Genomic DNA, 18,654 nt, shown 5'->3' with positions numbered 1-18,654 from the left:
GCCCCGATAACATGCCGCTATGCCCCCGACCCGCGAACACGCCGAGCTGAAGCTGCAGCCGTTGCCGCAGGCGGGGCGGTCGCTGGCCGAGCAGGTGATCTCCGAGGTGCGGCGGGCGGTGCACACCGGCGCGATGGTCCCCGGCCGGCTCTACTCCGTCTACCAGGTGGCCGAGCAGCTCAACGTCTCCAGGAGCCCGGTGCGCGAGGCGATGCTGCGGCTCGCGGAGGCGGGGCTGGTGCAGGTCGAGCGCAACCGGGGGTTCCGCGTCGTGCTGCCGCATCCGAGGGAGATCGTCGAGATCTTCGGGGTGCGGCTGGCTCTGGAGCTGCCCGCCGTCCGGCGGGCCGCCGGGGGCGATTCCGCCGGCGTCAGCGGGGCCCTGCGGGCGACGATGGAGGAGATGGCGGCCGCGGTCGGCGCGGGTGACGAGTCCCAGTTCTTCCAGCTCGACCAGGCCCTGCACGACCACATCCTGGTCGCGGCGGGCAACGGCAGGGCCCGCGCGATCGTCGGCGGGCTGCGTGACACCATGCGCATCCTCGGCACGTCCACCGACGACCGGTCCCGCACGCTGCGGCAGGTGCACGAGGAGCACGAGCCGATCGTGGCGGCCGTCGCGGCGGCGGACGCCGGGGGCGCGGTGCGCGCGATGCGGGCCCACCTGACCAACACCGGTCTCATCCTGGCCAGGCAGGCGGCCAGAGCCCAGGGGGAGCCGGTCGACGTGGACGCGTTGTGGGCGGCCATCGTCGACGAGCCGTGATCCGAGGTCAGATCTCCTGGTCCAGGCCGAGCTCCTCGCGTACGCGGGCCAGCGACGCCGCCCGGATCGAGGCGTACAGCTCGTAGGGGTCGTGCAGGGGACGCCCGAGGACTCCGGCCAGCGCCTCGGCGCCGAAGTCCGCGCCGGACCGGGTCACGTCCTTGGAGCCGTCGGAGGTCAGGTTGGACTGGAAGATCCCGGCGGCCGAGCGCGGCAGGAAGTCCTCGTACACGATGGGCCGGGCGGCGACCCAGCCCTCCGCCAGGAGAGTGGCGAGGTCGGCCGGGGGCGCGGACCCCGGGCGCGTGCCGAGGACGTGGAAGGTGAAGTAGGCGAGGTCGCCGGCGACCAGCTCGGCCTCGGTGCGCGGCACCCGATCCGCCCACAGCTTCGCGGCGACGGCGTTGCGCTCCTCCGCGGTGACCGGCTGCCCGGCGAGCGCGCCGTCCACCTCCGCGGAAAGGTCGTCGTAGAGCGCGCGTCCGGCGGGCGTCACCGCGATGCCCCGCGCCTCCACCTCCCCGAACCGCACCCGCAGGTCGTCCCGCACGAAACGGCCGTCGTCCTCCCGGAACAGCCGCGGCTCGGCCAGCGCGCGGAAGGAGGTCTGGCGCAGCAGGAGATCGGGGCCGTCCCAGCGGGGTGGTCCCTGGATGGCGTCGATCATCGCGATGCCGCGCTCGCTCATGCGGGCGTAGAGGGCGTCGATGTCGAGCACACGCGGGGTCAGGTGGTTGACGTGCGTGCTCGCCACGCCCCCGATGTCGGCGGCCACGGCGGAGACGCGCTCCAGCTCGGCGTACCAGCTGCGCGAGACCGGCTCCGTGGACAGCTCGAACGCCTGCGTGGCGAGGGTGAGGAACTCCTCGGCCGCCCGGTCGTCCAGGCCGCCCTCGGCCTCGGCGCGGTCGGCCAGGTCGAGCAGCCGCGGCGGGAACAGCCGGCGGGCCCCGAGGAACTCGCCGAGCCTGCGTTCCAGATCCGCGCTGAAGAACCGGCGGTCGCCCGTCACCAGCATGGACGTGAACACGCGGAAAGGGTTGGCGGCCAGCTCGGCCGCGTCCACGGGACGGAACGCGGTGGAGACGACCGGCACGGAGCTGCGGGCCGCCTCGCGCAGGTCGTAGTAGCCGACCGGGTACATGCCCATCGCGCCGAAGATGCGGGCGACCTGCGCCATCTCGGCCGGGGTGCCCACCCGGATCGCGCCGTGCCGCTCGGCGGTGACGCGGCCGATGGAGCCGAGCCGCTCGGCGCCGGCCCCCATCCGCGCCAGCACCTCGCGGTTCACCTCGTGCGCGACGTCGACGAGCGTGTTGTACGCGGGCACCTCCGTGCCGTACATCGCCGACAGGCGCCGGGCGAAGGCCGCCCGGAGTGAGGTCGAGTCGACCATCGTGCCTTCCTTCCTCGAGTGAGTGGCATGTTACATGCACTCATCGGAGCGTCCGGGCTTGATCGAGATATCGTCGCATGTAACATGCCACTTATGGATCGGGCTGCCGCACTCGCGACCCACCTCCGCCGGCGCGGAGTCACCGACGTGCTGACCGACTCCACCTCGCGATCGATCCACTCCTCCGACGCCTCGCTCTACAGGGTGCCGCCGCTGCTGGTCGCCCGGCCCAGATCCGCCGAGGACGTGGCCACCGCGATCGAGCTGTGCGCGCGCCACGAGATCCCGTTGACCGCGCGCGGCGGCGGCACGTCGGTCGCCGGGAACGCGGTCGGCCCCGGGCTCCTGCTGGATTTCAGCCGCCACATGAACCGGGTGCTGCGGGTCGACGCCGGGACCCGCACGGCCGTGGTCCAGCCCGGCGTCGTCCAGGCCGCCCTGCAGCTGGCGGCGGCCCCGTACGGGCTGAGGTTCGGCCCCGACCCCTCCACCTACACCCGGTGCACGATCGGCGGCATGATCGGGAACAACGCGTGCGGCTCCAGGACGCTCGGCTACGGCCGCACCTCCGACAACGTCGCCGGGCTCAAGGCCGTGGCGGGCGACGGAACGGCACTTGACCTTCCCGCTGAACACGGCCCCGCCGCGCTGCGCGAGCTGGCGAGGGCGAACCTGGCCACGATCAGGACCGAGTTCGGCCGGTTCGGGCGGCAGATGTCGGGATACGCGCTGGAGCACCTGCTGCCGGAGAACGGGTTCGACGTCGCCCGCCTGCTGGTGGGCAGCGAGGGCACCCTCGCCGTGCTGACCGAGGCCACGGTGGCGCTGGTGACCGACCCGGCGTACCGGGCCCTGGTGGTGCTCGGCCACGCCGACATCGCCGCCGCCGGGGACGCCGCGCCGGCCGTGCTGGAGCACCGGCCCACGGCCTGCGAGGGCATCGACGCGCGCATCGTCGACGTGGTGCGCCGGCGGCGCGGCGCGCAGGCGGTGCCGCCGCTGCCGCGCGGGGCCGCCTGGCTGTTCGTCGAGGTCGCGGGGGACGACGAGGCCGAGGTGCTGGAGCGGGCCGGGAGGGTGGCGGCGGGCGGCGTGGACGCGCTCATCGTCACCGACCGGGCGCGGGCCGCGGCGCTCTGGCGCATCAGGGAGGACGGCGCGGGCCTGTCCGGACGCAGCCCCGCCGGGCTGCCCGCGCACGCGGGCTGGGAGGACGCCGCCGTGCCGCCCGCGATGCTGGGGCGCTACCTGCGCGACTTCGAGTCGCTGATGGCCGGGCACGGCGTGACCGGCCTGCCGTACGGGCACTTCGGCGACGGTTGCCTGCACATCCGGCTCGACGTGCCGCTGGACCGGCCGGGCGGGCGCAAGGTGTTCCGGGACTTCCTGGTCGCCGCGGCCACCCTGGTCGCCGGCTACGGCGGCTCGCTGTCCGGCGAGCACGGCGACGGCCGCGCCAGGAGCGAGCTGCTGCCGCTCATGTACTCCGAAGCGGCCCTCGACCTGTTCGCCCGGGTCAAGGCGATCTTCGACCCGGGCGACGTGCTCAACCCCGGCGTGCTGGTACGGCCCCGCCCCCTCGACGCCGACCTGCGGATCCCGGCCGCCCGCCCGGCACCCGGCCCTCTCGCCCTGGCCTACCGCCACGACGGCGGCGACTTCGGCCAGGCCGTGCACCGCTGCACCGGGGTGGGCAAGTGCCGCGCGGACAACGCCGCGACCGGCGGCGTGATGTGCCCGTCCTACCTGGCGACCAAGGAGGAGAAGGACTCCACCCGCGGCCGCGCCCGCGCGCTGCAGGAGATGCTCAACGGCTCGGCGGTCTCCGGCGGCTGGCGCTCGCCCGAGGTCCACGAGGCCCTCGACCTGTGCCTGTCCTGCAAGGGCTGCGCCTCGGACTGCCCGACCGGGATCGACATGGCCGCGTACAAGTCCGAGGTGCTCTACCAGAGCTACCGCGGGCGGCCGCGCCCGGCCGCGCACTACTCGCTGGGCCGGCTGCCGCTGTGGGCCAGGCTGGCCGGCCGGATGCCGCGCGCCGTCAACGCGGCCCTGCGAACGCCCGCCCTGCGGCGGCCGGCGCTGGCGCTCGCCGGGGTGGACCCGCGGCGAACGCTGCCCGCGTTCGCGCGGCAGACGTTCCGGGCGTGGTTCAACAGGAGCCGGCGTCCGGCGTCGGGGGAGCCGGTCCTGCTGTTCGTCGACACCTTCACCGACCACTTCGCGCCGGAGGTGGGCCGGGCCACCGTGGCCGTGCTGGAGGCCGCGGGCTACCGGCCGCGGATCAGCGCGCGCCGCCAGTGCTGCGCGCTCACCTGGATCTCCACCGGCCAGCTCGACGCGGCCAAGAAGATCCTCGGCCGTACGGTCGCGGAGCTGGCCGAGGCCGCCGGGGCAGGCGTGCCGATCGTGGGGATGGAGCCGTCGTGCACGGCGGTCCTGCGCTCGGACGCGCTGGAGCTGGTGGACGCGGCGGCGGCCGCGCCGGTGGCGCACATGACCCGGACCTTGGCCGAGCTCCTGTCGGAGACCCCCGGCTGGGAGCCGCCCGCGCTGAGCGGGGCGCCGGTGGTGGCCCAGCCGCACTGCCACCACCACGCCGTCATGAGCTGGGACCAGGACGCCCGGCTGCTGCGAGAGGCGGGCGCGGAGGTTCGCCGGCTGGGCGGATGCTGCGGTCTCGCCGGCAACTTCGGCGTCGAGAAGGGGCACTACGAGGTGTCCGTGGCGGTGGCCGAGCACCAGCTCCTGCCGGCGCTGCGGCAGGCCGGGCCGGAGACCACCGTTCTCGCCGACGGATTCTCCTGCCGCACGCAGATCACCGATCTGTCGCCCCGGCAGGGCATCCACCTGGCGCAGCTCCTGGCCGACCGGCTGCCGTAATATTGCCTATGCTCAATCCGCTGCACCTGCGCACGCTGACCGCCGTGCTGCACGCGGGCTCGTTCGCCGCCGCGGCCAGGCGGCTCGGCTACACCGGGTCCGCGGTCTCGCAGCAGATCGCGGCGCTGGAGCGGGCGGTCAAGATGCCGCTGTTCGAGCGCGGGGCCCAGACCATCACGCCGACGCCGGCGGCGCGCTACCTCGTGCTGCGGGCCTACGACGTGCTGGCCGCGCTGGACGCGCTGGAGGAGGACGTGCGGGGCATGTCCGAGGGCACGATCGGCCGGCTCCGGCTGGGCAGCTTCCCCACGGCGAGCCAGCGGCTGCTGCCGATCGCCCTGGCCTCGTACGCGCAGACGCACCCGTCGGTGGAGACCGTCCTCGACGAGGGCGAGCCCGACGAGCTGATCCCGCTGGTCCGGGCGGGAGAGCTCGACCTGGCCCTGGTCTACCGCTACGACCTGGTGCCCCGGGCCTGGCCGCGGGATCTGCAGGAGATCCGGCTGCTGGCGGAGGAGCTGCTGCTCCTGCTGCCCGAGCGGCACTCGCTGGCCGCCGCCGGGACGGTCGCGCTCGACGACCTCAAGCACGAGACGTGGGTGTCCACCCGGGAGGGCACCGCCGGGGCCTCCTGCCTGCGCCGGCTGTGCGCGCGGGCGGGCTTCGAGCCGCAGGTCGACCACCGCAGCAACGACTACGGCGTGATCCGCGGCTTCGTACGCTCCGGCCTGGGCGTCGCGCTCGTCCCTGCGCTCGCGCACCTGCCCAGCGAGGGCGTGGCCACGGCCAGGCTCGACGGGGTCGAGGCGCGCAGGTGGATCGCCGCCGTGCACCGGCTCACGAATCCGGCGGTGACCGGCGCGGTGCAGGCCCTGCGCCAGGCGGCGGACCGGCTGAAGGACGATCTTCCCGGCGTCTCCGGAGCATAAGAACTTCTTCCACCACGCACATAGATGTCAGCGCTTGACCGCTTCCTCCGGCTCTGTCCGATAAGCAATGCTAGACGCGGGAACCGCGAAAGGAACGATCAATGGGACGAGTACTGCCCTCGTATGCCTCGGCGGTCATCATCGGGGGCGGCGCCATGGGCGTCAGCTCCGCCTACGCGCTGGCCGCGGCCGGGGTGAGCGACGTGGTCCTGATCGACAAGGGGCCGCTGGGCTCCGGCTCGACGTCGAAAGCAGCCGGGGGCGTGCGCGCGCAGTTCTCCGACCGGGTCAACATCGAGCTCGCCGTACGCAGCCTGGAGACGTTCGAGACCTTCGCCGACCGCTTCGGGCAGGAGATCGACCTGCACAAGGTGGGCTACCTGTTCCTGCTCGACTCCCCCGAGTCGGTCGCGGAGTTCGAGAAGAACGTCGCGATCCAGAACGACCTCGGCGTGCCCAGCCGGATGATCTCGGTACGGGAGGCCGCGGAGCTGTCGCCGCTGATCGACACCGAGGGGCTGCTCGCCGCCGCCTACTCCCCCAGCGACGGCCACTGCACGCCCGAGTCCGTGGTGCTCGGCTACGCGAGCGCCGCCCGGCGGCTGGGCGCGCGGCTGCTGCCCGGCTGCGCCGCGACCGGCATCGAGACGGTGGACGGCCGCATCGTCGCCGTCCAGACCGAGGGCGGGCGCATCGAGACCGGCACCGTGATCTGCGCGGCCGGCGCCTGGTCGCAGCCGATCGGCGCGTGGGCCGGCGTCGAGCTGCCGGTGACCCCGCTGCGCAGGCAGGTCCTGGTCACCGAGCCGATCCCGGACCTGCCTCCGACCACGTTCACCATCGACTTCGGCACCACGTTCTACTTCCACCGCGAGGGCCCGGGGCTGCTCCTCGGCATGTCCGACCCCGACGAGACCCCCGGGTTCAAGCTCGACCGGTCCGACGCCTGGCTGCCGCGGCTGGGCGAGGCCATGGCGCGGCGCGCCCCGTCGCTGATGGAGACCGGCATCGCCACCGGCTGGGCCGGCCTGTACGAGGTGACGCCGGACCACAACGCGCTCATCGGGACCGCCCCGGACGTCGACAGGTTCATCTACGCCACCGGCTTCTCCGGCCACGGCTTCCTGATGAGCCCGGCCGTCGGGGAGGTGGTCCGCGATCTCTACCTGGGCCGGACTCCGTTCGTGGACGTCACCGGCCTCGACGCCGGCCGCTTCGCCCTGAGCGGGGCCAGGCCCGAGCTCAACATCGTCTGATCCGAGGGAGATTTCTTTGATGGGGACCACGCTGCCCGCCGCCGACGAGCTGGCCGCCCTGGCGCGGGAGACCGCCAAGCGCTGCGGTGTGGAGGTGGACGCCCTCGGTGGCGGCGTCACGACGACCTCGCCGATCAACGGCGCACCGCTGGCCGCCCTCGACTGGGTCGACGCCGGCGCGGTCGGCGACGCGGTCGCGCGGGCCGGGGAGGCGTTCCTGACCTGGCGTTCCGTGCCCGCGCCCGCGCGGGGCGCGCTGGTGAAGCGGCTCGGCGAGCTGCTGTCCGAGCACAAGGCGGACCTCGCCACGCTGATCAGCCTGGAGGCCGGGAAGATCACCTCCGAGGCGCTCGGCGAGGTCCAGGAGATGATCGACATCTGCGACTTCGCGGTGGGCCTGTCCCGCCAGCTGTACGGGCGCACGATCAGCTCCGAGCGCCCCGGCCACCGGCTCATGGAGACCTGGCACCCGCTGGGCGTCGTCGGGGTGATCAGCGCCTTCAACTTCCCGGCCGCGGTCTGGTCGTGGAACGCGGCGATCGCCCTGGTGTGCGGCGACCCGGTCGTCTGGAAGCCGTCCGAGCTGACGCCGCTGACCGCCCTGGCGTGCGCGGCCCTGCTGGACCGGGCCGCGGCCGAGCAGGGCGCGCCCGCGTACCTGAGCCAGGTCCTCCTCGGCGGCCCGGACGTCGGCGAGGCGCTCGTGGACCACCCGGGGATCGCCCTGGTCAGCGCGACCGGCTCGACCCGCATGGGCCGTGCGGTGGGGCCGCGGGTCGCGGCCAGGTTCGGGCGGTCGCTGCTGGAGCTCGGCGGGAACAACGCGGCCGTGGTGTGCCCGTCGGCGGACCTGGACCTGGCCACACGCGGCATCGTGTTCTCGGCCGCGGGGACGGCGGGCCAGCGGTGCACCACCATGCGCCGCGTCATCGCCCACACCGGCATCGCGGACGCGCTCGTCGAGCGCCTCGCCGGTGTCTACGCGCGGCTGCCGATCGGGAACCCGATGGCGCCGGGCACCCTGGTCGGGCCGCTCATCAACGGGCGCGCGCACGCGGCCATGCGCGCCGCGCTGGAGGCCGCCCTGGAGCAGGGCGGGACGCTGGTGGCCGGCGGCGGGCGCCGGCTCGCCGACCAGGCGCCGGAAGCCTTCTACGCCGAGCCGGCGCTGGTGCGGATGGGCGAGCAGAGCCCGATCGTGGCCGAGGAGACCTTCGCGCCCCTCCTGTACGTCCTCCCGTACGACACCCTGGAGGAGGCCATCGCGCTCAACAACGCGGTGCCGCAAGGCCTGTCGTCCAGCATCTTCACCCGCGACCAGGCCGAGGCCGAGCTGTTCGTCTCGGCCGAGGGCTCCGACTGCGGGATCGTCAACGTCAACATCGGCACCTCCGGGGCGGAGATCGGCGGCGCCTTCGGCGGGGAGAAGGAGACCGGCGGCGGCCGCGAGTCCGGCTCGGACGCCTGGCGCGGCTACATGCGCCGGGCCACGAACACGATCAACTACTCCGGCTCGCTGCCACTCGCCCAGGGGGTCGAGTTCAGCGCGTGAAAGTCAGCTTGGCGACGGGGCCGGTCCAGCCGTAGGTCTCGGCGTCCAGGTCACCGCAGGCCATGATCCCCTTGTGCTTGCTGATGACCTTCTTCTCGGGGGCACGCTGCATCGGGTTGCCGCAGCAGGGCCCGGGGATGGTGGCCTTGGTCTCGAGGTTCTGCTCGCTGCCCGCGTCGTAGGCCATGGTGCGGATCGAGCCCGGCCGGGGCCGCAGCGCGTCCACGCCGGTGAAGCCGTCGTTGGTGTTGACGAGCATGCTCATGACGCTGATCCGGTCGCCCGGCCGTACCTTGACCTGGTACGTCGCCGTCTTGCCCGGGGCGATCGGACCGCCCGCTCCGGCGAACGCGTCACGCACGCCGCGGCGCTTGGAGACCTCCTTGATCAGGGTCGGGTTGTCGGCGTCCTCGGCCACGGCGGCGACGCCGCGACTGGCGAACCGGCCGGCCTGCCAGACGTGGACACCGGCCGAGTGGACGACGAACACAGGGGGTGACAGCGGCTGGGACCCCGACGGCGTCAGGTTCTGGATCTTCACCGTCCAGGTCGTCATGGAGTCCGCGTGTGCGGTGGCCGGCAGGGCGACCATGCCGGCGCAGAAGGCGGTCAGTCCTGCGAGGAGTCGGACGGGGCGCATACAGGTGCTCCTTCGAGTTGATGTGACCCATGGGACGTTATGGGCGGATCTCAACCCGAGGTCTTACGCACGGCTTACCTCGTCCTTACAGAACCATTACGGCCGCCCATGGTCGTTGCCATCGCCATCCTGGCGATGCGTGTCATCAACGGGCGGAAGGAGCCTGAATATGGCCGGATCCCACCTCGATCCACGAGGTCAGAGGCCCAAGGGAGCCGTCGCGGACAACGCCCTTTTCAGCGGGCCGCGACCCGGGATCGCTGGGGAACCTCGGCCGGGTTGGCCGGGTTCGCGCGGGTGAGGTACTGGGGGACGGGGGCGCGATCGTTGCCGGTGTCGCGGGTCAGGCCGTAGCGGATGATGCCCTTGGCCGGGTCCGGCCTGGCGGTGAGATCGGCCCACACGTCGCGCCAGGTCTTGGGCGAGACGTTGAGGTCGACGTCGGTGGTGCCCTCGTTGTTGTGGAAGGTGACGCTGCCGTCGAGGTAGTAGAACTCGTTCTGCCACATCTGCTGGTGGCCCCTGGGCAGCTTGACCGGCCCCATCCAGGTGACGCCCGGCGAACTCTCGTCGTCCATGCGCCGCCCGCCTCCCGAGGCCACGTGGAACAGCTTGCCCTTCAGCCCCGTCCACGTGGCGGGCGGGAAGTCGCCGGCCCTGTTCCTGTACAGGACACCCCACCTGACCTGGAAATATCCCCGGCCCGTGAGCGTCACGTAGTCGCCTCGGTGGTTGATCTGCGGGGCGCCGCCGAACCGGGAGTAGTCGTGCTTACCGGTGATCTTGATGGTGCCGTCCCGGCGTTCGGGGAGCGGGTCCGGGCGGGCGTTCTTGGGCGGCGCCTGGTCGACGGCGTCGACGATGGTGCCGTAGAGGCGTGGCCGGGGTGTTCTCGTCCTGGTGGGGGACGCCTTGGTGGGCGACGGCCTGGCTGAGGCCGGGGACGAGACGACGACGGGGACGGCCGCCTGGCGTGGCGGCGGGTCCGGCTGGAACGTGTACACGGCCAGGCTCCCGCCCGCCACCAGAGCCGCGCCCACGGCCGCCGCGGCGATGGGCTTGATCGCGACGGAGCCCGCCGCCCCGGCCGCGCCCGCCGCCCCCGTCGCCACGGCCTGGGTCTTGAGGAGCGAGGCGAGCGCGAATCCCGCCGGTAACGCCACCAAGGCCAGCCCCGCCAGCAGCCGGTCGGCGGGCACCAGGTCGGCGTGCAGGGTGGAGCAGTACGGGCAGTCCTGCACGTGCCGGGAGATCCGCTTGCGCCAGAGGGGACCGGGCTTGCCGTCCCATTCCGCGGTCGCCGCCCGCAACCCGCCGCACGAGGCGGCCAGCGCCCTGACCACGGCCCTGGAGGACTCCAGTCGCCGCTTCATCCGCTGGACGCGTACGGCGGCGTGCTGCTCGGTCAGGCCGAGCCCGGCCGCCAGCTCGGCCCTGCTGAGCTCGCCCGCCACCTCCAGCCACCACAGCGACAGCACCTCCTGGTCGTCCAGGTCGAGCCAGCGCGTCGCCTCGGCCGTCTCCTTGCGCTGGCCGGACAGGCCGAGCTGGGTGATCGTCAGCCCGGTGAAGTCGGCCGCCGGGTCGGCCATGCCGAACACCTCGTCGAGGAAGGTGACGGAGCCTGCCCTGGTGCGCCGCCACTCGCGTACCTGGTTCATGGTGATGGCGACCAGCCACGACCTGAAGCTCTCCGGGGTACGCAGCCCCGCCAGCCCGGAGATGGCCTTCGCCATGGTCTCCTGGACCACGTCGTCAACGTCGGGATGGCCGTCGAGCGCCCGGCCGGCGATGTTGTACACGAGCGGCAGGTAGGACCGGACCAGCTCGTCGACCGCCCGGGGGTCGCCTGCCCTGGCGGCCAGCACGGTCTCGATCGCGTCGGCCGGCTGCGCGTACATCCATCACCTCGATCTCTCGTCCCGCAGTCAGGAGACGGAGGGCCGCGGCAACAGATAACCAGAAATCACGCAAATAACCTAAAATCCCCCCGGTAACGAAGGTCGCACCAGAGTCATCATCCCGGCGTGCGACGCCGGCGCCGGCGAAGGCCCGGAACGCCTCCGCGGGCGGCCTGCGGATGAGCATCGTCGCTCTTCACTGCCGGGATGTGCGTGAGTCGCAGGGTTTCTGCAGGCATGGTCATGCCCCTTCCTCGGATTGCGTGTCCTCCCTGGCCGTCTCGTCCATGGCAGGCAGGGTTTCTCCGGTTTCCAGCAGGGTCTTGAGGTTGGACAGCAGCTCGGGCCAGCCCTCGCTGACCGACTCTCTGACGGCGCTCCCGGGCTCGAAGCCGCCGTGCACGACGGTCAGCTTGACCATCCGGCCGCGCGGCTCGATGTCGAACGTCACCCTGGACCGGGGCTCCTCGGAAGCCCTGGCGACGGCCTCGACGTCCAGGCCGTAAGCCTTGGCGAACTCCGGCGTGAAGGTGTGCCAGGTGTAGGCCAGGCGGCGACCTGGCTCGGACTCCAGCACGACCTGCTCGGAATCCTCGATCGTGACGCCGCCCAGCTTCCAGGTGACCGCCGAGCCGGCCTTCCAGTCGGACTCCAGCGCGACTCCCCAATAGCGCTCGGTGAACGCCGGCTCGGTCAGCGCCTGCCAGAGGCGTTCGGGAGTGGTGTTGATGTACGTCGTGTACACGAAGTCGTTGCCTGCCACGTGGCTGCCCTCCAGGGCGGTCTTCAGATCGGCCAGCGCGCCGGCTCGCTGCCGGTCGTACTGGTTGATCCAGCGCTCGGCGATGGCGTTGATCGGCGCGGCGTTGAGGTAGTGCAACTTCTCCCGCCCGCGCCACACCGTGGTCACCAGATCGGCCGCCTCCAGCACGGCCAGATGCTTGCTGACCGACTGCCTGGCCATGTCCAGCCCGGAGCACAGCTCGCGCAGAGTCTGCCCGTTACGGGCGTTCAGCCTGTCCAGCAACCTGCGCCGGCTGGGGTCGGCCAGCGCCTTGAACACCTCGTCCATCTACCGCCATCCCAACATGCAGCCGTTTAGCTGCATGTCCGACAATAGGCAGCCAACCGGCTGCATGTCAACCCGATCGCGACGAGGGGCTCAGGCGGCAGGCGCTCGCGGGCCGTTGTCCGGCATCGCCGAGCCGGCTCGGCGACGAGGACCGCGACGCTGCTCCTGCTGCCGGCGCCACCCGTACCGGGTCAGGCCCGGCGGTTTGACCACGGAAAGGATCGTGATCACGAGCAGCACCACGAGGCCGCCGATGGAGTGCGGCAGCGTGCCGGGCAGGGCGCGGGGATCGGCGCCGGTGGCCGCGACCTCGGCCATGGCGTCGATGACCCGCGTCTCCGCCTGCAGGACGAGGGTGGCGACGACCGTCAGCGCCAGTTTCACCAGGACCCAATAGTGCCGGAACAGGCCCCACGGGGTGCCCAGCGCCTGGACCACGCCGGTGACCAGCGCCGCGAGGGCCAGCGGGACGATGACGTACGACACCGTCAGGTCCATCGCGATATAGGCGCCGCGTACGGTGGCGAGGTCCTCGCCGGTCACCGCCGCGACGTCGAGTGCCGTGTACGCGGCGACCGCGCCGAGCCAGCCGACCGAGCACGTGACGTGCGCGATGAGCGCGATCTTGCGGAGGCGGGGATTCATCCATCACCGCCCTGAGATGGACTGACCGTGACGGCGGGCATGTGCCGTCCGGGCCCGTGCTCCCCGCCGAGGCCGGTGAACTGCAGGACGGCGAACAGCAGGAGCAGGACCCCGACGACGATCCCAGTCGTCTTCAGCCATCGGGGCATGCGCGGGGGCGATCCCCGCTCGGGGGTCGGTTGAGCCATGGTCGTCGTCCTTCTCTCCTGGCATCGGCCGGTCAGTGCGGCCACCAGTCCACCGGAGGGGAGCCGGGCGGCGCGTCATCCCGTGAGGAGATCTTCCGCGTCCCCATGGCGTGGACACGGCTCCCCCATCGGGGGGATTACCCGCCGCGCCGGCGCAGGTACGCTCTACGTTCGTGCCCTCGAAGACCAGCGCGGACCGGCTCTTCGCGGCCCGGCCCCTCTGGGGAGCGCTGTTCGACATCGCGCTCACGATCGCGGTGCTCGGCGGCTCGCTCACGCTGCTCGCCCACGGGCTCGGTCTCCTCCCCCACCCCGGCCTCCCGCATATCGGATCCGCGACCATCGACGCGGTCGCCCTGGTGCTCTTGGGGTGCGCCTCGGTGCCGCTGCTCGCCTGGCGGCGCTTCCCGCTCGGCGTGTTCGCGGTCACCGCGGTGGCCAGTGCGGTGCTCTCGGGCCTCGACTACCGGTCCGCCCCGACGCTCGGCCCCGCCGCCGCGCTCTACCTGCTCACCGCCAGCCGGGAGCGGCGCGCCCCCTGGACGTGGCGCACCACGGCCGTCGTGGCCGGCCTGGGCGTCGCCCACGTGTGTGCGACCGTCGCGGCGGCCGAGGAGACGCCGGGGATCCCCGTGGTGTCCCTCACACCTGTCATCTGGGCCGTGGCCTGGTTCGCCGGCGAGCGTACCCGCCTGCGGCGCGAGCAGATCGCCGAGCTCCGAGCCCGTGCCGTGCGCGCTGAGCGGGAGGCCGAGCGCGAGCGCCTGCTCGCCACCGTCGAGGAACGCGCCCGCATCGCCCGCGACCTGCACGACTCGGCCGGCCACGCGATCAGCGTGATCGCCGTCCGCGCCGGCGCGGCCCGGCTGCGCCACCCTCAGGACCCCGATCGCTCGCTCCAGACGCTGGAGGCGATCGAGGAGCTGGCCAGGCAGACGGTCGAGGAGATCGACCAGATCGTCGGCAGCCTGCGCACGGGCGGCTCGGCGGACGGGGCCGTCGAGGCCCCGCCCGCGCTCGCCTCGCTCGACACCTTGATCGCCCACCACACGGCGGCGGGGCTCCAGGTCACGCTCGCCTCCTCCGGCACTCCACGAGCCCTCGGCGGCCCCGCCGACCAGGCCGCCTACCGGGTCCTGCAGGAGGCCCTGACGAACGCGGCCCGCCACGGAACCGGCAGCGCCCGCGTCGAGCTGACCTTCGGCGAGACGGCCGTCGAGCTCGACGTCGCCAACCCCGTGCGCGCCGACGGCGCCTCCCGCGGCGGCGGCGGGCACGGGCTGATCGGCATGCGGGAGCGCGCGACCCTGCTCGGCGGTAGCCTCGACGCCGAGCGCACCGGGGACGGATTCCGCGTACGCGCCCGGATCCCCTACGGAGGCCACCGACCATGACGCGGGTGCTGATCAGCGACGACGACGACCTGATGCGCGCCGGGCTCGTCGAGCTGCTCTCCAACGACCCTTCGATCGACATCGTCGGCCAGGCGGCGACCGGGCGGGAGGCGGTCGAGCAGGCGTGCCGACTCGGGCCCGACGTCGTGCTCATGGACGTACGCATGCCCGGCCTCGACGGGATCGCGGCCACCCGCGAGCTGTCGCGCAAGGCCCCGGACGTGCGGGTGCTGATCCTCACCACCTTCGAGCAGGACGACTACATCTTCGGCGCCCTCCGCGCCGGCGCCTCCGGCTTCCTGCTCAAACGCACCCGGCCCGAGGAGCTCATCGCCGCCGTGCACACGATCGCCGCCGGCGACTCGCTGCTCTCGCCGTCGGTCACCCGGCGCGTGATCGACCGCATGGCCCAGCAGCCCACCCCCGAGCTCGCCGACCTGCACAAGATCGCCGAACTGACGCGGCGCGAGAAGGAGGTCCTCGCCCTCATCGCCCGGGGCCTGTCCAACCGCGAGATCGCCGCCGTCCTCGTGGTCGAGGAGTCAACGATCCGGACCCACGTCAAACGGCTGCTCATGAAGCTCGGCCTGCGCGACCGCGTCCAGGTCGTGATCTTCGCGTACGAGAGCGGCCTGCACCGGCCATCGCGATAGGGCCCCGCCGGGCTTCGTCCGGCGCGCGAGTCCCAGGAGCCTCCCATACCTCCGATGGCGGCGGCCGTGGTGACCCTCAGTATCGCGGAGAATTCATCCCGTAATACTGCCATATCCATATGCGCATACCTTGAGAAATATAGATATCCCCGTACGTACCTCCTGACGGCAGATTCCGGTTTTCGGGAGGTACGTAATGCACCGCAGAGTTGCCCTGCTCTCCGCCGCCGCGCTCGTCGTGGCAGGCGCCCTGGTACCCTCGGGCACCGCCCAGGCCGGCGCCTCGGCCGGCCTCGACCCCAGGCCCGTCCGCTGGACCGCCACGGACTCCTGGTCGGAGCGCAGGAACGTCCAGCAGTACTGGACGTCGCAGCGCATGCTGGCGGCGCAGCCGCTGTCGTCGCCCACGCCGCGACGCGGCACCCAGTCCAGCGGACCCACGCAGGGCAGCCCGTGGGCGACCCAGGGCGCTTCGACCACCACGACGCGGCGCACCCCGTGGACCACCCGCGGCGCCTCGGCCGCCACCCAGGGAAGCCCGTGGTCGGTCCGCGGCACCGCGGCCGTGAGCACCCAGCAGCAGGCCCTGGTGCCGAACAGCCCCGGCCTGCGATGGACCGACGGCGGCGCGGTCGTGCGCACCACCGGGCGCGTCTTCTTCACCACCGCCGACGGCCAGAACTCCTCCTGCTCCGGATCGGCTGTGACCAGCGCCAACGAGAGCGTCGTGATCACCGCCGGGCACTGCGTGAAGCTGAACGGCGCCGCCCATCGCAACTGGGTGTTCGTCCCGGCCTTCGACAACGGCCGGCGCCCGTTCGGCACGTGGGTGGCCGCCAGGATGCTGACCACGCAGCAGTGGAACGCCAGCGAGGACATCAACTTCGACGTGGCCGCCGTGGTGGTCGCGCCGCTGCAGGGGCGGACGCTGACCGACGTCGTGGGCGGGCAGGGGGTGGCGTTCAACCAGCCGAGGCGGCGCCAGATGTTCTCCTTCGGCTACCCGGCTGCGGCGCCGTTCGACGGCTCGAGACTGATCTACTGCAGCGGGCGCGCGTTCGACGACACCGTCCAGACCAGGGACCTGGGGCTGCGCTGCAACATGACCGGCGGATCGAGCGGCGGCCCGTGGTTCCAGGGGTTCGACGAGTCCACCGGGCTCGGCTGGCTGAACTCCGTCAACAGCTTCAAGTACGACTTCGCGCAGAACTTCATGTTCGGCCCCTTCTTCGGGAACGAGGCCATGTCCGTCTACCAGGCCGCGCAGAACTCCGACGCGACCTGACGCCTTTCACCGACCGAAGCTGCCATCAGGGAACAGCGACGCATGGCGGGTGCCCTGGTCATGAGCACCCGCCTGCCGGCGTTCCGGACGACATGGGCGGGTCACGACTCCCGTGATCTCACATTGATTTGTTAGCTTGAACAGAGATGTGTTAGAAATGAGAACCATGGGAGTCGCCAACCGTCTGGACCTGACCCTGCGCATGGTGCAGGGCGCCGACCGCATCGCCGTGTCGGAGCTCGCCCAGCGCCTGGGCGTCTCGGAGATGACCGTGCGCAGGGACCTGGACGCGCTGGAGCGCCAGGGCCTGGTGCGCAGGGTCCACGGCGGCGCGGTCGCCACCCGCCCCCGCGAGGAGGGCGGCGGCTTCGCCGCCCGCGAGCATTGGCAGGCCGCCACCAAGGACCGCCTGGGCGCGGCCGTGGCGGCGCTGGTGGCACCCGGTTCGCACGTGCTGCTGGACGCGGGCACCACGACGGTGCACGTCGCCGGCCACCTGGCCGATCGGGCGCCGCTGACGGTCGCGGTGCTCAGCCTGCAAGCGGCGGCGCACCTGGCCGACCGCCCGGGGATCGACCTGCTCGTCGTCGGCGGCCGCTCCCGGCCCGGCGAGCGCTCCCTGGTCGGCCCGCTGGCCCTGCGCACGCTGGAGTCACTGGCGTTCGACTGCTTCGTGATGTCCATCGGCGGCGTGCACTCCGAGCAGGGCTGGTCGGAGTTCTCGCTGGACGACGCGGCCGTCAAGCAGGCCGGGCTCGCCCAGGCGGCCCGTGCGATCGCGGTGGCGGACGCGACCAAGCTCGGCGTGCGCGCGTTCAGCCAGGTCGCGCCCCTCGGCGCGGTGGACGCCTTCGTCACCGACACGGCCGCGGAGGACCCCGCCACGCACCCCGGCGGCCCCGAGACCTTGAAGGCCATGCGAGAGGCCGGCGTCGACGTCGTCCTGGCCTGACCGATCCTGAGGAGTGACCCTTTCATGACCGCTGTGCCATGCCCGCAGATGATCCTCGTCGCCGGCCCCTACCGGTCGGGCACCGGAGACGACCCCGCCAAGCTCCAGGCCAACGTACGGGCGATGAACGAGACCGCGCTGACGCTCTTCCGCGCCGGGCACCTGGCCGTCACCGGCGAGGCCCTCGCCCTGCCGCTGCTGGAGACGGCCGGCAGCACCCGCACGGGCGACGCCGTCTTCCAGGAGATCTTCCATCCCGTCGCCGAGCGGCTGCTGTCCCGCTGCGACGCCGTCCTGCGGATCGGCGGCCCCTCCGAAGGGGCGGACCTGATGGTCGCCCAGGCCCGCGCGCAGGGCAAGGCCGTCTACACCAGCCTCGCCGACGTCCAGGCCGCCCATAGATCGCTAGTTTGACGATCCATCCGGGGGAAAGCTGAACAAGTGCCCGCGGATCCCTTGCCGACCACCCGGCGGGCCTGGTGATCATGAGTGTGGAATCCGAGCTACGCTGCCCCATCAGCGACGACCTTGCCTTCATCCGCGAGCTGGTGCGCGTCCACGGGCGCCGCAACGGGCTGCGCGGGGAGCGGCTGGAGGACCTGGTCCTGGCGGTCAACGAGGCGGTCACCAATGTCCTCGAGCACGGCGGCGCCGCCGGCACGGTCACCGCGCGCGGCGACCGCACCGGGATCACCGTGGAGGTGCTCGACGTCGCCGGCCGGTTGACGTGGCGGCACCTGACCGCGGCCGAGATCGACCCGACCGGCTCGCGCGGGTTCGGCCTGTGGGTGATCCAGCACCTGTGCGATGACGTCGGCCTCGAGCAGACGGAAGCAGGCTCCCTGCTGACCCTGCGGGTGCACCGCCGTCCCGCGACCGCCGCCCACGGCCGGGCGGCCCGGCCGCGCATCCGGCATGGCCGCCAGGAGGGCGGCGCCGACTGGCAGCTGAGCGCGGCGACCCCCGCCTCGATGAGCACGGCCCCCGCCTCGTTGAGCGCGACCGTCCCCGCTTCGTGACGTGGCGGGTGGTGGCCGCCCCGCCACGCAAGGTCTAAGGTGCCTGCATGGGAGCCCCCCGGCAACAAAAAAAAAAGCAACATTAATACCAGAATACGCATAGCCCCACTCAAAATACAAGAA

Annotated in this window: 17 protein-coding genes; 11 read left to right on the top strand and 6 right to left on the bottom strand. The window is 72.5% G+C overall.

Features of this window, described 5'->3' with window-relative positions; all coding sequences use genetic code 11:
* The first annotated feature begins 19 nt into the window (after positions 1–19).
* A complete protein-coding gene (locus EJK15_RS04785; RefSeq protein ID WP_138709136.1) occupies positions 20–766 on the top strand; it encodes a GntR family transcriptional regulator in 747 nt (248 codons plus the stop codon).
* A 7-nt stretch (positions 767–773) separates the two neighbouring features.
* Here EJK15_RS04785 and hglS read toward each other — a convergent pair whose 3' ends face one another.
* Positions 774–2,162, bottom strand: a complete 1,389-nt coding sequence (gene hglS / locus EJK15_RS04780) for a 2-oxoadipate dioxygenase/decarboxylase (RefSeq protein ID WP_138709135.1) — start codon at positions 2,160–2,162, stop codon at positions 774–776.
* A gap of 93 nt (positions 2,163–2,255) precedes the next feature.
* On the opposite strand from hglS, the gene EJK15_RS04775 reads away from it, so the two are divergent.
* The 4 genes from EJK15_RS04775 to amaB all read left to right on the top strand — a co-directional run bounded on the left by EJK15_RS04775 (position 2,256) and on the right by amaB (position 8,782).
* Positions 2,256–5,045, top strand: a complete 2,790-nt coding sequence (locus tag EJK15_RS04775) for an FAD-binding and (Fe-S)-binding domain-containing protein (RefSeq protein WP_138709134.1) — start codon at positions 2,256–2,258, stop codon at positions 5,043–5,045.
* 8 nt (positions 5,046–5,053) lie between these two features.
* On the top strand, positions 5,054–5,974 hold the full coding sequence (locus EJK15_RS04770) for a LysR family transcriptional regulator (protein ID WP_138709133.1): 921 nt from the start codon (positions 5,054–5,056) through the stop codon (positions 5,972–5,974).
* A gap of 101 nt (positions 5,975–6,075) precedes the next feature.
* Complete coding sequence (locus tag EJK15_RS04765) at positions 6,076–7,230, top strand: NAD(P)/FAD-dependent oxidoreductase (RefSeq protein ID WP_171074118.1); 1,155 nt, start codon at positions 6,076–6,078, stop codon at positions 7,228–7,230.
* A 19-nt stretch (positions 7,231–7,249) separates the two neighbouring features.
* Positions 7,250–8,782: an L-piperidine-6-carboxylate dehydrogenase gene (gene amaB / locus EJK15_RS04760; RefSeq protein WP_138709132.1), complete on the top strand. Its 1,533-nt coding sequence runs from the start codon at positions 7,250–7,252 to the stop codon at positions 8,780–8,782.
* Here amaB and EJK15_RS04755 read toward each other — a convergent pair.
* The 5 genes from EJK15_RS04755 to EJK15_RS04735 all read right to left on the bottom strand — a co-directional run bounded on the left by EJK15_RS04755 (position 8,772) and on the right by EJK15_RS04735 (position 13,228).
* Positions 8,772–9,422, bottom strand: a complete 651-nt coding sequence (locus EJK15_RS04755) for a spondin domain-containing protein (RefSeq protein WP_138709131.1) — start codon at positions 9,420–9,422, stop codon at positions 8,772–8,774. The two genes, amaB and EJK15_RS04755, sit on opposite strands and share 11 nt — an antisense overlap.
* Before the next feature lie 236 nt (positions 9,423–9,658).
* On the bottom strand, positions 9,659–11,323 hold the full coding sequence (locus tag EJK15_RS04750; protein WP_138709130.1) for an RNA polymerase sigma factor: 1,665 nt from the start codon (positions 11,321–11,323) through the stop codon (positions 9,659–9,661).
* Between the two features lie 241 nt (positions 11,324–11,564).
* On the bottom strand, positions 11,565–12,395 hold the full coding sequence (locus EJK15_RS04745) for an ArsR/SmtB family transcription factor (protein ID WP_138709129.1): 831 nt from the start codon (positions 12,393–12,395) through the stop codon (positions 11,565–11,567).
* A 90-nt stretch (positions 12,396–12,485) separates the two neighbouring features.
* Positions 12,486–13,040, bottom strand: coding sequence for a DUF2269 domain-containing protein (locus tag EJK15_RS04740; RefSeq protein ID WP_138709128.1), 555 nt, complete (start codon positions 13,038–13,040; stop codon positions 12,486–12,488).
* Positions 13,037–13,228: a hypothetical protein gene (locus tag EJK15_RS04735; RefSeq protein WP_138709127.1), complete on the bottom strand. Its 192-nt coding sequence runs from the start codon at positions 13,226–13,228 to the stop codon at positions 13,037–13,039. Before EJK15_RS04735 ends, EJK15_RS04740 begins: the two co-directional genes overlap by 4 nt.
* A 173-nt stretch (positions 13,229–13,401) precedes the next feature.
* Here EJK15_RS04735 and EJK15_RS04730 point away from each other — a divergent pair, with 173 nt between their 5' ends.
* The 6 genes from EJK15_RS04730 (at position 13,402) to EJK15_RS04705 (ending at position 18,531) form a co-directional block, all read left to right on the top strand.
* A complete protein-coding gene (locus EJK15_RS04730) occupies positions 13,402–14,622 on the top strand; it encodes a sensor histidine kinase (protein WP_171074117.1) in 1,221 nt (406 codons plus the stop codon).
* A complete protein-coding gene (locus tag EJK15_RS04725) occupies positions 14,619–15,275 on the top strand; it encodes a response regulator (protein WP_138709125.1) in 657 nt (218 codons plus the stop codon). The genes EJK15_RS04730 and EJK15_RS04725 overlap by 4 nt, the downstream gene beginning before the upstream one ends.
* A gap of 196 nt (positions 15,276–15,471) precedes the next feature.
* Complete coding sequence (locus EJK15_RS04720) at positions 15,472–16,560, top strand: trypsin-like serine peptidase (protein WP_138709124.1); 1,089 nt, start codon at positions 15,472–15,474, stop codon at positions 16,558–16,560.
* 166 nt (positions 16,561–16,726) lie between these two features.
* Entirely contained in the window at positions 16,727–17,512 is a 786-nt protein-coding gene (locus tag EJK15_RS04715) for a DeoR/GlpR family DNA-binding transcription regulator (protein WP_138709123.1), read from the top strand.
* Positions 17,513–17,536: 24 nt separating this feature from the next.
* Positions 17,537–17,926 carry a DUF4406 domain-containing protein gene (locus EJK15_RS04710; protein ID WP_206060651.1) on the top strand — a complete coding sequence of 130 codons (390 nt, stop codon included), beginning with the start codon at positions 17,537–17,539 and terminating at the stop codon, positions 17,924–17,926.
* Between the two features lie 71 nt (positions 17,927–17,997).
* Positions 17,998–18,531, top strand: a complete 534-nt coding sequence (locus EJK15_RS04705) for an ATP-binding protein (protein WP_138709122.1) — start codon at positions 17,998–18,000, stop codon at positions 18,529–18,531.
* The last annotated feature ends 123 nt before the right edge of the window (positions 18,532–18,654 follow it).

The sequence above is a fragment of the Nonomuraea basaltis genome (genome assembly GCF_005893125.1).
Taxonomy (GTDB): domain Bacteria; phylum Actinomycetota; class Actinomycetes; order Streptosporangiales; family Streptosporangiaceae; genus Nonomuraea; species Nonomuraea basaltis.
Note: the sequence above shows the minus strand (reverse complement) of the source record. Positions and strands in the feature narration are given on the sequence as shown.

Excerpts from the sequence above, each read along its gene's own strand:
- EJK15_RS04785 (WP_138709136.1), top strand. The coding sequence starts at position 20 with ATGCCCCCGACCCGCGAACACGCCGAGCTGAAGCTGCAGCCGTTGCCG.
- hglS (WP_138709135.1), bottom strand. The coding sequence starts at position 2,162 with ATGGTCGACTCGACCTCACTCCGGGCGGCCTTCGCCCGGCGCCTGTCG.
- EJK15_RS04775 (WP_138709134.1), top strand. The coding sequence starts at position 2,256 with ATGGATCGGGCTGCCGCACTCGCGACCCACCTCCGCCGGCGCGGAGTC.
- EJK15_RS04770 (WP_138709133.1), top strand. The coding sequence starts at position 5,054 with ATGCTCAATCCGCTGCACCTGCGCACGCTGACCGCCGTGCTGCACGCG.
- EJK15_RS04765 (WP_171074118.1), top strand. The coding sequence starts at position 6,076 with ATGGGACGAGTACTGCCCTCGTATGCCTCGGCGGTCATCATCGGGGGC.
- amaB (WP_138709132.1), top strand. The coding sequence starts at position 7,250 with ATGGGGACCACGCTGCCCGCCGCCGACGAGCTGGCCGCCCTGGCGCGG.
- EJK15_RS04755 (WP_138709131.1), bottom strand. The coding sequence starts at position 9,422 with ATGCGCCCCGTCCGACTCCTCGCAGGACTGACCGCCTTCTGCGCCGGC.
- EJK15_RS04750 (WP_138709130.1), bottom strand. The coding sequence starts at position 11,323 with ATGTACGCGCAGCCGGCCGACGCGATCGAGACCGTGCTGGCCGCCAGG.
- EJK15_RS04745 (WP_138709129.1), bottom strand. The coding sequence starts at position 12,395 with ATGGACGAGGTGTTCAAGGCGCTGGCCGACCCCAGCCGGCGCAGGTTG.
- EJK15_RS04740 (WP_138709128.1), bottom strand. The coding sequence starts at position 13,040 with ATGAATCCCCGCCTCCGCAAGATCGCGCTCATCGCGCACGTCACGTGC.
- EJK15_RS04735 (WP_138709127.1), bottom strand. The coding sequence starts at position 13,228 with ATGGCTCAACCGACCCCCGAGCGGGGATCGCCCCCGCGCATGCCCCGA.
- EJK15_RS04725 (WP_138709125.1), top strand. The coding sequence starts at position 14,619 with ATGACGCGGGTGCTGATCAGCGACGACGACGACCTGATGCGCGCCGGG.
- EJK15_RS04720 (WP_138709124.1), top strand. The coding sequence starts at position 15,472 with ATGCACCGCAGAGTTGCCCTGCTCTCCGCCGCCGCGCTCGTCGTGGCA.
- EJK15_RS04715 (WP_138709123.1), top strand. The coding sequence starts at position 16,727 with ATGGGAGTCGCCAACCGTCTGGACCTGACCCTGCGCATGGTGCAGGGC.
- EJK15_RS04710 (WP_206060651.1), top strand. The coding sequence starts at position 17,537 with ATGACCGCTGTGCCATGCCCGCAGATGATCCTCGTCGCCGGCCCCTAC.
- EJK15_RS04705 (WP_138709122.1), top strand. The coding sequence starts at position 17,998 with ATGAGTGTGGAATCCGAGCTACGCTGCCCCATCAGCGACGACCTTGCC.